The organism is Bradyrhizobium arachidis, assembly GCF_024758505.1.
GTDB lineage: Bacteria > Pseudomonadota > Alphaproteobacteria > Rhizobiales > Xanthobacteraceae > Bradyrhizobium > Bradyrhizobium manausense_C.
This window is the reverse complement of sequence record NZ_CP077970.1, coordinates 1,411,898-1,425,992: the sequence shown is the minus strand read 5'-3', so window position 1 is coordinate 1,425,992 and position 14,095 is coordinate 1,411,898. Positions and strand designations below refer to the sequence as shown.

Here is a 14,095-nt window from a genome sequence, read left to right as displayed (position 1 = left end):
AGTGCCCGAGAGTGGCCCGCTCGTGCTGAATGTGGGCGCGCTTGAGGCTTGCAGACTCCGCCGATGTCATTTCAACGGAAGTCTTCTGTTCGTGTCCTCAGTGCTGTGTCGCGTAAACTTTCACTTAGCCCTACCGACGGGACGAGCCTGCGCGGGATCGCAGGACCGCGCACCATCCGCATATCTCGCGGCGGCATTTTCGGTCTTTGCTTGAACCGTGAACGGCTCAAAAGTCGGCAAAACAACCCGGCTAATTGGCTTCCAAATGAACCCTTCGAGGGTCGCAATCGTGTGATCGTCGCCTAGGCCATCGCACATTCGCGCGCTTAGTCTCAGGCGCTCCGCGCCGCGACGCCGGTTCTCGTTGTCATTCTCCAAGTCAGATCTAAACTGCGACTCGCGTCTTGCGCATCGCCTGGATGATGACGGCGGAGGTGCTATTGCGCTCGCCGCGCCAACGTATCGGCAAGCGCAACTCGTTGAGGGCACCTTCCCGATGGACGAAGAGGACGATCTCCGAGGCCGTACCGTCGACATCGGCCACGACCTCATGAATGAGGAGGAGAACTATGCGCGTCTTGAAGCGAGTACCCATCGTCGGCGCTTTGCTGATGACGCTACCGATGGGCATCGCCGCGAAGGTCGATCATGTGAGGTGAGATTTTGTTTTCTCGTCATCACTCATCGACAAGTCGCCGGGATGCATAGGTATATTCTAGGGCCGCCTTTCGTGCATCTTCGATGAGATTGGCGGCGGCGCTATGTCCCCCGTCAATATTCTCATAATAGAAATAAGGCTGACCTAGCTCAGCGAGCCTCGCGGCTGCCTTACGGCCGTGCGCTGGATGCACACGGTCGTCCTTGGTGGAGGTGAGAATGAAGGGGGCCGGGTAGGTCTTGCCCGACACCAACTTCTGATAAGGCGAGTAGGCCTCGAGCCACTCTCGCTGTTCAGGGATGGCGGGGTCGCCATACTCGCCGGTCCAGGAGGCCCCCGCGGCCAGTTTGGTGAACCGAAGCATGTCGAACAGCGGCACCTCCACTACGGCGGCATTGAAGAGGTCGGGCCGTTGGGTGATTGCGGTCCCCACCAGCAGGCCTCCTTGGCTGCCGCCAGATACGCCCAGCCGGCGGGGAGAAGTGATCTTCCTCTGGATCAGGTCCTCCGCGACGGCGATAAAATCATCCCATGTGCGCTGCTTCGTTGCCCCTTGGGCGGTCTGGTGCCATTGCGGACCGAACTCGCCACCGCCGCGCAGGTTCGCGACGACATATGCATTGCCCTGCTCGAGCCAGAGTCGTCCCATAAGGCTCGCATAAGATGGCAAAAGCGGAATCTGAAATCCGCCATAGCCATAGAGAAGGGTTGGGGTAGATCCGTCAAGCTTCGCGCTCTTGGGCCGTACCAGATAGTAAGGAATGCGGGTGCCGTCGCGCGAAGTTGCCTCGAACTGCTCCACGACATGTTTCGACGCGTTGAACCTCGGAGGTGTCGCCTTCAGTGTCTCGAGACGTTCGGTCGCGGCGTCGAAGTACCAGAGCGACGCCGGCATCAGAAAGCTGGAAACGCTGAACATCATCTTATCCGATTCATTCGATGCGGCGGTCAGACCGACACTCGCATTCTCCGGGAGTGGGATCGGCGTGGCTCGCCAGGCGCCCTGATCATACTTGTAGACGAACGCCTTGCTCTGAACATAGTCGAGGATCGTCAGGATCAATAGGTTCCTGGTAACGCCGAACCCGCCGAGCGCCTGCCGAGGCCCGGGTTTGAAGACGAGCGTGGGGCTGGCACGCAGCGGATCCCGCTTCCATTCGGCCAAGTCATACGAGATGAACGAGCCAGCTGCGAAGCTGGTGTCGCCGTAAGGCGGCGTCCAATCTTCGTTTAGCATCACGAGCAGGCGGCCACTGACAATGCCACCGATGATCGCCTTTCTCGGCAGATTGAGCTTAATCGGCAGCCTTGGCCCAAAGAGCACATACTCATGCTCGAACGAGCTGATGCTGCGCACGGCGCCGGTCGCGTGGATTGTTCCTTCACTGTCGCGCAGCACGAATGGCGCGGCTTGGACATCGGTCGGTTCGCCGCGAAAAACCTCGCGCGCTTCACCGAGCGACTGACCGCGCTTGAGCTCCTTCACGACGAAAGGGTAACCGGAGTGCGTCATGGTCCCTTCGCCCCAATCTCGTGCAATTAGGATCGTGTCGCCGTCTACCCAGCTGACGTCCTGCTTTCCCTCCGGAAGATCGAAGCCGATCGTGACGAAGGCCTTAGCGTCACGGTCGAATTCGCGCACGAATACGGCATCTTTGCCGCCCTCGGAAAGTTCGAGTAGACACAGACGCTCTTCGGGCGGTAGGCAGCTCGCGCCTCGATAGACCCAGTTTTTCTTCTCCGCGACCGCCAGAGCGTCAATGTCGAGCACGGTCTCCCATTGCGGGCTCTGGGTGCGATAGCTTTCAAGCGTGGTACGCCGCCAAACTCCGCGCACCTGTTTCTCGTCTTGCCAGAAATTGTTGAGACCGCCCCGCCCCAATGAAACATACGGAATCCGGTCCTTGGCCTGGAAAATGTTGAGCGCCTCCTCGTAGAAGCGCTGATAGCGGGGATCCGATTGAAGCGCACCAAGTGTCTTGTCGTTCTCGGCGCGAGCCCATGCCAATGCGCCCGGCCCTTCGATCTCCTCAAGCCAAAGGAAAGGATCGTCCGCTCGCGTAGCAGCCGCCACCGTGTGGGTCAGTGCCGCGGAGAACAAACCGGTCATAGATAGCCACCCTGCGAGGAGGAGAGAAGTTTTCATGGGACTTGTCCTGAACATGGCCCAGTCGGGCTTGCGCGTGTTGGGAGTTGGGCGGAAGCAGACGGGAGATGTGCATTCGATCTCAAAGAACGCACATACGGGAATCGCCTCTGCCGGTGCCTTCAACGGTGCAAGCAGCGTGCCGCTTCAAACTGAACGTTCTCCCGCCGCTTGGCATCGCATGCCGGCGTCAAGTTGTGGACGATGGTTTCAAAGCTGACAATTACACTGCTTGAGTCCGACAGAGCCGAGGCCGAATGACGACGATTTCGCAACTCCCGCTCTCCTCGCGCACCCCAATGGATCTGCAGCGCGCACAACTGATCTGCGGCGCCGCATTACCTTTGGAGGCCTCCCCTCCGCGGCATGGCGCCGCAGAAGTAGAGGAGGTCTCGCGCGCACAGCAAGGGAGCAGGCAGGGGACGCTTGTCCGGACCTCGGCATCGAACCTTACACGCAGCTAACTAACGGCTAGGCCGAGCGCTTCATTCAGAACGTGTTTGGATGCAGAGACCATTGCGACGCAAGACCAGTTCCTCGATCAGCACCACAGCGCGTTGTTTGACGATGACGTCGCCGCCCACGAGATCATCGATTAGTGCCTGGTGAATCATCGTGCCAGTCGAGCGGGAAATCGGCGATGTCAAACGTCAATAGAAAGGAGGAGGCGAAAAGATGCTCTGATTCCATATCTCGATTATTATTCCGGCTGCGGCTTGCTTTTGCGCACCCTCAACCCAGACCCGGAAGCTTGGCAAGCGATTGATTGCCATCGTTGTTGTCCTGATTTCTCAATGCAAATTCGTACCGCTTGCGACCAAAAACGTGTCTGGCTAGGGCACCTTAAGCACGTGGCGGACCTCGCGTTGGCCTCGCGCGCGCAAGCGCCCGCTTCCGTGATTTCCCTGGTCAAATTCCGGAATTGGCGGATGTCGCCATTTTCCGGCTATGGCGCGCTTAGCTCCTATGTGAGAGGGGGCTGTCGGCCACTGGCACTCACAGGGGCTGGGCTAGTCCGAACTGCGCCGATATCCGTCTCGAGTGGTATTGATTCGGAACGAGGCAGCTAGCGGACGTGTCAACGCCAACTGGCGTGAAAATCGCTTCCCACCGGAAACGGCAGTGGGACAAACAAAATGTCGAATTGCTTGGGGCGAAATTCGCTGGTTGGCGTTTCTCGCGGACTGTAACCGCCGTTCAGGTGGGAAGCGCCAAGGCTGAAGAAGAACAGATGGGACCGACGGCACTAAGATTGAGAGGGCGTGCACGTGCAAGGCGGCTCACCGCGCCGAAGCCTTCGTTGTTGTGTTTGCCATTACGGACGCTTGCGCGGGCGTGCCGCCACGACTGAGTGCCGCGCGGCGAATCAGCCCTATGATGACGCTCGATCATTTTTTCGGGCTCGAATCCGGTCCCGCACCTTGTCTCGATAATCTCGAATAGGGAAGCGTCACGGGGTCACAAGAAGAGATGCGGCGAACGCCAATGAACCTCTGAACCACAGACCGACTTACCTCTGCTTGGCTGAGCTATGGCTCCTCTACTTACCATCGTGCAAACTAGGGTGGCGCGGGAATGCAGCAGACGTACGGCCTGCAATAGGGTCGCAGTTTCGAGTCCGCGGAACCATAATTGCACGGCCATCGAACGAGGCAGGACGTCATACCAAATCGGATTAGGATCACTGACCATCTCTGCCGCATCGGCCATCGAAGCCGTCGCAATGTTTGACCGAACGATCGCAGAGAATGGAGCAGATAGCATCTCGATCCGCGACATGGACGGTAGGCGGCTCGCTCCTGAGATCATTGGCGCGACTCTCTCGAATGAGCCTCCTTGCGGCGCATAATTAGTTCTCAATGATCGCCTCCTCCTCGACGGAAAGCACAGTAGATTTCGCTTACTGGTCCGTCGGGAGATCGGCAGTGGTCTTGCGCTCCTTACGGTCTTCTGTTGATCCCATAGCATCTGGCGAGCGCTGTCACAGGAAATAGGAGCTGAGCGCATCGTCCCGTGGCGAACGACTTTTCGCTCTTGCGCCATCGTAACGTGTTCTGTGCAAGCGCTGCAGGCATTCGGGTGAGCGATCTTGCTCGCCTGCAGTTCCAGTACCGAGATCAACCATGCTGCACGATCAAGTCTACACTTCTACACGTTCTCGCAAAATCGCCTTGCAAGTTATCGCCGCCCGCCCCGTGCATTCGACCTGCCGGTTCTGATAGGTTGTCTCCCGGCGCTTCACATGAGAGAGCCATCGCCGTGGCGAGAGGCCACAACCCTGAGCTATTGCTGACCAACAACGTGCCAGACCATATGCTCGTAGCCTCGCCCCCTTAGCAAAAGGACCATCGCATGACTAACGCCCCAGCGCACCTTCAAGAGGGATCCGGGCCCAATCCAACAGCCCTTCCACTTCCGGCAGTGGCGCCTCCGACCATCAAGTGGCCAAAAGCCCCTTTCCCGAACGACAGCGCTACTTGCGGCTGGCTGGCCGGGCCGGCCGGCTTACGTTATTTGGGCCAGACGTCAGAAGGAGCGGTCAAGTTAAAAGGCAATGCTTAAGGCCCACCTGAGGATACGCGATCTCGCACTGTTCAATCCTGTGGCTAATGGCTCTTCAGTATCAATTGGCGACAGCTATATCCGCCCCTTTAATCATCAGAGTCTTGAAAGCTCTCTCATCAAGACGCCTGAACAATGGTTCTTCGTCATCCGTGAGCGCCTGCGATCGGAAGGCCATTTGAGCGTCCCGTTTGCTGACGCAGCCAATATGTCTGATGATTACTTTCGTCGGTGCTATCAGGAGAATCTGAACTGGCCTCTCGACTTTATTATCATTGAGGCGGCCCGCAACGGCGGCCGGCTGCGTGTAAGAGCTGGCCTATTGGGCAGCCTGCCGATCTACTTCTGCGTTGAGGAGCGCACTCGCTCGGTTGCGCTCTCCTGGGATTCTGTTGATCTAATGCGTGAGTCGCGTGCAATTGACGCAGAATTGATCGCGCATCATCTGACGATGAAAACGTACTACTCTGCAAGACAAGCCTGCCTCGGCGTTAACCTCCTAACAGCGGGCGCGAGCCTATACGTCGATACGTCGGACACATTGTTTGAGTACGGCTCGAGACCGTCACCATCTTATGCATGCGCTGGATTGACGACAATCGAAGCGCTTCGTCAGTTTAATCAATTACTCAGTAAGGTTGTTGTTTCGCGGCCAATCAAGCTTGGTGAAAGTGCCGTGGAATTGAGTGGAGGAATGGACTCAGCTTCCGTCGCAATGGCTGTCCGCGAGGGCGCCGGATCGTTAACGTGTGGGGGAATTCTACTCGATGCGGAGAGTAGTCCCAAGCAATCTGATAGACGCAATAGTATTTTGGCCGCACTGAACTGCCGAGATCACGCAATCGAAATGAACGACCACATGCCCGCGATTGATCTGAATCTCGACTCAAAACAACATTTGCCACTTATTTCGGAATATTACCTCGAGGCGTTCGAGGCGCTTTGGGACAGCTTTAGGAACGAGGGCTGCAAGATACTCTGGTCCGGTATAGGAGGAGATGAGCTTTTCTTCCGCTACTCTGGCGAGGAAGATGAAGCAGGTTCCCCGTCGTCACGTTGCTTCGATGTTGCGGTTAGACTTGCGGAAGGCCTGCTAACGAGACGCGGCCTTGATGCTGCTCGTTCGACTTTCCTATTTAGCGCGCCGCTTGGCGTGACGGCAGCAACGACTCTTCTGGGTAAGCTTTGTCATGCTCGCCCTCTCGCAAAGCGAGGACTGTGGCCCGTTACCCCGCTGAGTGATCCGCGATTGATCAACTTTTCAGCGACCCTTCCACTCGAATTTCGAGCAGACAAGCACATGCTTCGTCTTTACTTACGTAACCGTACCGACGCCGAGGTGTTTCCGCGAGACTATACTAAGGAGAGCTTCGAGCTCGTATTGCCAAGGGCGATTGCCTCGCGGGCGGACACACTTGCATTCCAACTAAATACTTGTGCATTAGCGGACTTGGGCTTGGTTTCGCGGGAATTGGTTATGACGCTTCTGAATGAAGTGGTAACAAAGGGCACGTTTGTTGCGACGAGTGCATTGGCTCGCTTTATATGGGCGGAGCGTTTCGCCCGGCAACTTGGTTGATGGTGTCCGCGGACGCGACGATGTTGAAAGCAGGGGCTGAAAGTTGATTATGCACTGCTCATTACGATCCTGAAATACGCAGCGGCACGTCACCGAAGCAACCAACTTTACGCCAGATCGGGCTACGGGTCTGACGCGTCCGATCGCCAACCAGTCCTGGTAGGTGCCTGCCGGTCTCTCTAGGAGGTACAACTTGTCGGCGCCCTTGGCCGGCATCAGGGTGCACTAGTCAGCTTTACTAGCTCAGGCGGTAAGGCTGGCCGCTCAAGTTAGCGGCGCGTGGTAGGGACAGCGCTTTTCGTACGCAAAAAGCGCCGAGTCACGTCGCTACTAACTTCACCGGCAGCGCGGGCGTGGCAGGGACAGCCTTCGCTTCACTCACCGGGCGGGGGCCGAGTCACGTCCGCGCTGCCTCCTATTTGGCGAAACACCATCCGCCGAGTGGGTATGATGGGCACGCCCATACTCCCTGGACAAGGCTGTTCCGTCCGGACGGATCCGTATTTGGCACAGAGGTCGATGTGACTGAACCGATGACGCCGCTACAGACAATCAGCGACTGGTTCGAAAAGCAGCACGCAGAATTACAAGGCGAAATCACTGCAGGCATGGCCTTGCTTTTGGACTTCGACGATACGGACTTTCTCGCACTCGACAACGAAGAGCAAGGTGAGTTTCTCCGGCAGTGGCTGAGCGAAGTCGAATTGCCTACCTATGCGGTCGTTGGCCGTGCTCTGACGTTCCGAGCTTGTTTTGAGTTTTTCGCGGAGTGCAGGTTTACGGAGCTTTGGTGGAAGCAATCCGAAAAACTATTTCGTGAAGCTCTCGAAGAGACTAAAGGTAACCCTCATTCTGACGTTGCGCGTTTTTCGCCAACTGCGCAGAGGCTCCTTGACGATATGCCCGCTCGAAAACGCAGGTGGATTGAAGGCAGGCAGTCTTGGAGAGAACTGGCCGACGGAAGCCTAACACCTAGCGCTCTCAGGAAATGGATCACCTCGCAACGCGGCGCTGGCAATGATTGAACGGGGTAGCGGACTTGAACGGAAAAGCTACCGCGCCAGCCGTTCAGCCACATTCTTGATTAAACATTTGCTAACCGCTCATTCTGCAGAGAAAAAGCACAGCTATGCGGAGAAGGTTGCGCCGCGCCCTTTGTGGTTTGCCTCACAAGGGTTCCGCAGCGATTAAGCGGCACATACCGATGAGCTGAGCAGCGTTGGCCATCGCTCTGAAGCGGAATAGCTGCGCATTTTGCCGTCCGGCGGGTGAATGAGGATATGTTGGGTGCTCCACGCCCATCTCGTACGACGATTCACCGCATCAGATTCTTTCCGTCACTTGCAAATTCTGGTGGTTGACGAGCCCGGTGTTTCCTGGGCCGAATCGCTTTCAAGCCCGTCCTACGCCACTCGCGCGCAATCACGACTGCAAGGAAGGAGAGCTAACGCTTTGTCTCCACTAGTAGCAATCACCCGTTGGTTGGAGTCACAGGATCTGGACATGCAGCTCGAGATCGCGGGCTTCGCGACCTTCTTGATGTTCGGTGATGATGACGTTCTCTCGCTTGGCGAATCGGGCCGGCTCGAATTCCTTCATCGATGGTTGAACGAACCGGACTTGGCATCACCCGGAGGGCGTGCTTTGACCTTCCAAATGTACTTCGATTGGTTTGTTGAGGATAGAATGTCGGACGACGGATGGATGCGAACCGAAGTCCTGATCCGTAAAATTTTGAACGATGCCAAGCGCGACCGGAAGTTCGCGGCTGCACGCAAAGCGCAAAGGATGTTAGATCTTCTGCCAGCTCGAAAGGAGAGCTGGAACCATGTCTTGAAATCCTGGAACGATTTGGCTGCGACTTACCTAACACACGAGGCTCTTAAAAGCTGGACCGCCGCCGAGAAGCGCAGTGCCTGAAGGTCGTTTCAAGTACCGCGCTCCTGTGGTTGCGCTCGGCTCGCCTCCCCGCGAACAACGACGCCAGTTCGCAACGTGTTCGCTGATGGCCAAGGTCATCCGCGTTCTGGCCCTCGCCTTTGTCCTGGCGCTCATCTGGTAACCAATACCGTGCCCAATGAGGGCCTCATAATCGCTGGGCACCATGAGGATACCCGCGTCGAAATCTAAGGTTGAAACTGGTCGACGTGGATTACCTCTACTCAATGGGGCTAGGCTGTTAGTATTTGCCGCCGATGACTTTCTCCGTGGATGAAGCTCATGTTTCGCATGTCTTTGCGAGTGACACCTTGAGCCGCAGAGCAAGCATCGTCAACGCCTTCCGGTGGCGCCCTCAACGAGAGTGAACTCTCAGGCGGCGCCTGGTAGCTCACGAAGATTGTCAGCCTCGAACCAATCGTTGTTTTTTAATGCTTGGGCGACGGTTCGAAAACTGTTCAAGAGAAATGCGCTTAACTACGCGCTCTGGTAGGGTTGGTAAGAAGCGACGGGAGCAACTAGAATGGACATTGGCTCCATAACCGCATTGGTGAGCCTGGGAATTGCCTCAGTCCTTCTCCTCGCAGTTCTCGTCGGCTGGTGGTGGGCTACTCGGGGCTTCCGTGACTTGTAGATGAGGTTATCTCTTCGTCAGCGTTTGCTTGAGATAAAAGGCATTGACGATTATGCGAACGGGGCTGGCGGCCAATCACTGCCTCCTGGACCGCCAGCCTGTCTTGGCGGATTAGCCGAAGCCGGTTCTTTTTCAAGCGCCCGAACGGGTCTTTGTCAGGCACGCATCAATGGCCTTGCCTGCCAATGCTTTCCGATTTCCTTTGGCAACCATCGGCGAAGATTTCCAGACAAGCATCAAAAGCTAGCATGGAGCCCAATGATGCACTCGGCTTCAGACTTTGGACAGCTCCCAAATTAGGTGGGACAAAAGTGTTCTAGAGCGTAATGTTTTTATACGGAAACATAGCCTGAATTTTTCTGATAGTTGGCGCATTCCTCTTCGAAAAAGATATCGAGGAGGTCGCCGACTTTCGCCACATTGCTTCGGACATCGCGCCCAGAGAGCACTCGGCACGGCTGCCGTCCCTGCTACACGCAGTGAGCATCAAGGATTTCGGCTGCGCCGCTGCTGTTCGAATCTGCGATGCAGTTGATGAAGCTGCTGCAGCTTGAAAGACGTGGTGACTGCAGACGCACTGCAATGCCGCATATCGGCGATAGTCGGGATGGTGGGCCGGCGACGGTGACGACTACTGAATCTAGTAGGTCTGTTGGTCTTCGGCATGAGCTAGTGAGTAGAGCCTTTTTGACAGACTCACCTCGCGCACCAAAAGGTGCGGGCTCGGATAGGAGAATCTCGATGCAGTTGACCGCGCTGCGCCGCACCTCTTTGGCGCTGATCCTTTTTGCCTGCGGGGTGATGGGGAGCGTTCAGGCCCACGATCCGCCGGCGCGCGCAGAGGCCACGACGCCGGCCGGCCAGAAGGGCGGCTCCGGCGAACGCGCCGGCCAAGCGCCGAGTACGCCGTCGGCGGCCGAGCAGCATCGCCTGCCGCCGGACTCTAGCACTGGGCAAACGCTTGAGCTCACTGGGCGGACGCTCTCTTTCGTCGCGACCGCCGGCTCCATCCGCCTGTTTGACGACAAGGGCGAGCCGCAGGCCGACATCGTCTATACCTCGTATCAGCTTGACGGCACCAATCGCGGCACGCGCCCGGTAACATTCTTCTTCAACGGCGGACCTGGGTCATCATCGGCCTGGCTACAGCTTGGCAATGCTGGACCCTGGCGGCTGCCGATCAATGCTGACGAGGTGACGCCATCGACTTTTCCGGAGGCGATGCCAAACGCAGAGACTTGGCTCGATTTCACGGATCTTGTGTTTATCGACCCCGTAGGCACCGGCTATAGCCGTTTCGTGGCGACCGGCGATGATGCGCGCAAGCGGCTCTATTCCGTTGACGGCGACGTCAACGCGCTCGCGCTGGTAGTCCGCCGCTGGCTTGAAAAGCATGACCGGCTGTTGTCGCCGAAATATATCGCGGGTGAAAGCTATGGCGGCATTCGTGGGCCAAAGCTTGTCCACCAGTTGCAGATTCGACAGGGCATAGGCGTCAAGGGCCTAATTATGGTCTCGCCGTTGTTCGACTACAGCCAGTACGCTCGCACGAGCCTTCTGCAATACGTTGCAAGGCTGCCAAGCTATGTCGCGACGCAGCGTGAAGCCAAGAGTTCGGTCAAGGGTTCGGTAAAGCGATCCGATCTCACTGACGTGGAAGCTTATGCACGCGGCGAGTTTCTGGCCGACCTCATCAAAGGCCAAACGGACAAGGAAGCGACCACGCGTCTGGCCGATAAGACCGCGGCTCTGACCGGCATCGACCAGGCGGTGAGTCGCAGGCTCGCGGGCAGATTCGACCTCGCCGAGTTTCGCCGTGAATTCGATCGTAAGAATGGCAAGTTAATCGGAAACTATGACGCCTCGGTGCGCGGCCTTGATCCCTATCCGGACTCCGATTTCCAACTTTCCGGCGATCCCTCGAGCGATACGCTGTTGGCACCTCTAACCAGCGCCACTGTCGATCTCCTTACGCGCAAGCTAAACTGGCGACCGGACGGCTCCTATGAGCTGATCAACGGCACAATCGGGCAAGCTTGGGATTTCGGCCGCAGTCCTCCAGAGTCGCAATCTGAGCTACGCCAGATCCTCGCAACGGACCCGAAGATGAAATTGCTGGTCGGGCACGGCCTCTTTGACCTCGTCACGCCCTATCTCGGATCACAGATGGTGCTCGACCAATTGCCACCATTTGCCTCGGCACCGCGTGTCAAACTTGTAGTCTTTCCGGGCGGCCACATGTTCTATTCACGAGACGCCTCGCGCCAAGCGTTTCGTGCAGAGGTCGAAGCGATGATGAAGTAACGCGGACGGCGAACTAGGTCACAAGCGGGTTCGCGTTCGCACTCGCATCGTATAATTTCTCAGCGAGACGCAGATGAAATCCTAGGCGCGTGATGTTGTTATAGGAGACATAGCCTGAATTTTTTGAGATGGTTGGCGCATTCCTCTTTGGAGAAGATATCGAGGAGTTCGCCGACCTTGCGCCACGTTGCTTCGACATCGCGTGTCTGCGCGGCTCGCATGCCAAAATTCCTGTTGCAAACCAACTCGCTAGTTTCGCCCTCACCTTACGGCAAGAGGTTAATCGGATGCGCGTGGCGAGGATAACACCAAGCCGAAAGGGCACGGAAATTTCAGAGGACGCCTAAAGGTTGCCCGGGAGATTCGGCGCGGACGTTTGATCTGCGCCTTGGCAAGTCCGAACCGTCACGGCGCAGGACAGCGCTTCTCTATCCGAGAGAACGGTCTCCCGCAGCATACGCGCCTCAGTCAGCTCAGGTGATATTTATTGAAGAGTTCGCCAAGCTCACTAACCTTGATCCTTTTCAGAATAAGTTTGCGCAGGAACGCAGGTCCCGGGATCTCAATTTCATTGCCGTCACGCAGTCTACCCATTGCTGCAAGCAACTTGCGAATATCATAGGTCGAGTTGAATACCTCGGGCACGCCACGTTCAATCTTGAGGAGGATATAAACAGCTTCCATCGCCGTCCGAACGGAGTATTCCGTCGTGAAGATACAATCCCGTTCACCCGACTCCGCGAACTGCCCGATGAAGGCGAAATTGACCGCATCTTTCGGCGCGACATCTGGCCGGTCGCCTGCCTGCCGCGGCATGAAGAAGGAAGTGACGTAGGGCATCATTACCGGCACCGTCTTGGCAGCCCCAGCGGCGAGTTCCGGTATGCTCGCGACCGGCACACCGAGGTGATAAAGCCATTCTTGCGTGATCTCCTCGCCCGTACAATCTTGCATCGATTTCCTCACGTAGTCGCCGGCTTTATCGACGAATAGTGAATAGACCCAGACGACGACTTGATCGCTGGGCTGGTGCTTGAAATGCGGCTGGCGGTTTGTGGTCCAACTGAGCAACCAGCTCGAATCTTTCACCGTAACGATGCCTCCTGTGACGACCTTGCCGCTGAACGGATCGCGTTTGGCGATCTTGCGGATGTATGCCGGAATGCGTTCGTCCAGGGTCGTGATCGTCGCCGATTCCCATTTGCTTGCAGAGATATTGCCGCAAAAGACATTTGGACGGCCAAAGGCGGCATCCTTGGCCGCGATACGCCGCCACAGATCCCAGGCGGGCGCCGGTCCTTCGTTGAGCCTGGCGGCCGTGTGATGGTCCCCCATGTCCGAGTTTTCGGTCAGCGACCCGATCGTCATGAAAACAAGATCGTCGGCGCCAATAATGAGACAGCCCTCAATGCCATTCTCCAGCCAGCGGATGGCTGTGGCTTGCTTGCGTCCGCGCTTTATGTCGAAATCGATATCGGTGACTTCTACTCCGTATCGAAAGTTGACGCCTTGTTCCAACAGCCATTTGGATAACGGCAGAACAAGCGATTCATATTGATTGTATTTGGTAAACTTCAGCGTACTGAAATCCGGCAGGCCGCCGATGTGGTGGATAAATCGATGCAGATAAAGTTTCATCTCGAGGGCCGAATGCCATTCTTCAAAGGCGAACATGGTCCGCCAATAGAGCCAGAAATTGCTGTTGAAGAAATCCCTCCCAAACACTTCGTCGATGCGCTTGGTCTCCATCTGCTTACGAGTGGCAAGAAAAAGGACAATCAGCTCTTTCTGGGCCTCTTCGCTCAGAGTGAAGAGACCATCGGTATGGGCATCCTGCCCCTGGTTCACCGTCGCCCGCTGTAGCGTGTAGTTCGGATCATCCTTGTTCAACCAGTAAAACTCGTCGAGCACGCTGGCGCCTTCAAGTTCGAGCGATGGGATCGAACGAAACAGATCCCAGAGGCACTCGAAATGATCCTCCATCTCTCTACCACCTCGAATCACGTATCCCCTTTCCGGGTCCTGACTACCGTCCAACGCGCCCCCCGGAACCTTCTGTCGTTCGAGGATGGTGATACGGTCGCCACGCATTTGCCCGTCGCGGATCAAGAAGGCCGCGCCGGAGAGCGCAGCCAACCCCGAACCAACGAACCAAGCCGTCTTGCTATCCACGCCGGCGGGTTTGCGGGGCCGAGCAAAAGCTTCGTAATTTCCACTGCTGTAATACATCGCGACATTCCATCTCGTTTGATGTGACAATCTGTCCGCTGATAG

General features: G+C 56.8%; 8 protein-coding genes. 4 read left to right on the top strand and 4 right to left on the bottom strand.

What is annotated here, in order from left to right; translation table 11 throughout:
• Positions 1 to 385: 385 nt before the first annotated feature.
• The 3 genes from KUF59_RS06410 to KUF59_RS06400 form a co-directional block, all read right to left on the bottom strand.
• Positions 386 to 595: a hypothetical protein gene (locus KUF59_RS06410; protein WP_258768868.1), complete on the bottom strand. Its 210-nt coding sequence runs from the start codon at positions 593 to 595 to the stop codon at positions 386 to 388.
• A gap of 82 nt (positions 596 to 677) precedes the next feature.
• Positions 678 to 2,768 carry a prolyl oligopeptidase family serine peptidase gene (locus KUF59_RS06405; RefSeq protein WP_258768867.1) on the bottom strand — a complete coding sequence of 697 codons (2,091 nt, stop codon included), beginning with the start codon at positions 2,766 to 2,768 and terminating at the stop codon, positions 678 to 680.
• A gap of 521 nt (positions 2,769 to 3,289) precedes the next feature.
• Positions 3,290 to 3,418, bottom strand: coding sequence for a hypothetical protein (locus KUF59_RS06400; RefSeq protein ID WP_258768866.1), 129 nt, complete (start codon positions 3,416 to 3,418; stop codon positions 3,290 to 3,292).
• Between the two features lie 1,940 nt (positions 3,419 to 5,358).
• Here KUF59_RS06400 and KUF59_RS06395 point away from each other — a divergent pair.
• The 4 genes from KUF59_RS06395 to KUF59_RS06380 all read left to right on the top strand — a co-directional run bounded on the left by KUF59_RS06395 (position 5,359) and on the right by KUF59_RS06380 (position 11,821).
• Positions 5,359 to 6,945, top strand: a complete 1,587-nt coding sequence (locus tag KUF59_RS06395; RefSeq protein WP_258768864.1) for an asparagine synthase-related protein — start codon at positions 5,359 to 5,361, stop codon at positions 6,943 to 6,945.
• A 521-nt stretch (positions 6,946 to 7,466) separates the two neighbouring features.
• Complete coding sequence (locus tag KUF59_RS06390; protein WP_258768863.1) at positions 7,467 to 7,970, top strand: hypothetical protein; 504 nt, start codon at positions 7,467 to 7,469, stop codon at positions 7,968 to 7,970.
• 478 nt (positions 7,971 to 8,448) lie between these two features.
• On the top strand, positions 8,449 to 8,865 hold the full coding sequence (locus KUF59_RS06385; RefSeq protein WP_258768862.1) for a hypothetical protein: 417 nt from the start codon (positions 8,449 to 8,451) through the stop codon (positions 8,863 to 8,865).
• 1,393 nt (positions 8,866 to 10,258) lie between these two features.
• Positions 10,259 to 11,821, top strand: coding sequence for a S10 family peptidase (locus tag KUF59_RS06380; protein ID WP_258768860.1), 1,563 nt, complete (start codon positions 10,259 to 10,261; stop codon positions 11,819 to 11,821).
• A 468-nt stretch (positions 11,822 to 12,289) separates the two neighbouring features.
• On the opposite strand, the gene KUF59_RS06375 is transcribed toward KUF59_RS06380, so the two are convergent.
• A complete protein-coding gene (locus KUF59_RS06375) occupies positions 12,290 to 14,050 on the bottom strand; it encodes an oleate hydratase (RefSeq protein ID WP_258768859.1) in 1,761 nt (586 codons plus the stop codon).
• Positions 14,051 to 14,095 lie beyond the last annotated feature (45 nt).

Coding starts and splice junctions, on each gene's coding strand:
- KUF59_RS06405 (WP_258768867.1), bottom strand. CDS start 2,768: ATGACCGGTTTGTTCTCCGCGGCACTGACCCACACGGTGGCGGCTGCT.
- KUF59_RS06410 (WP_258768868.1), bottom strand. CDS start 595: ATGGGTACTCGCTTCAAGACGCGCATAGTTCTCCTCCTCATTCATGAG.
- KUF59_RS06375 (WP_258768859.1), bottom strand. CDS start 14,050: ATGTATTACAGCAGTGGAAATTACGAAGCTTTTGCTCGGCCCCGCAAA.
- KUF59_RS06380 (WP_258768860.1), top strand. CDS start 10,259: ATGCAGTTGACCGCGCTGCGCCGCACCTCTTTGGCGCTGATCCTTTTT.
- KUF59_RS06400 (WP_258768866.1), bottom strand. CDS start 3,418: ATGATTCACCAGGCACTAATCGATGATCTCGTGGGCGGCGACGTCATC.
- KUF59_RS06385 (WP_258768862.1), top strand. CDS start 8,449: ATGCAGCTCGAGATCGCGGGCTTCGCGACCTTCTTGATGTTCGGTGAT.
- KUF59_RS06395 (WP_258768864.1), top strand. CDS start 5,359: ATGCTTAAGGCCCACCTGAGGATACGCGATCTCGCACTGTTCAATCCT.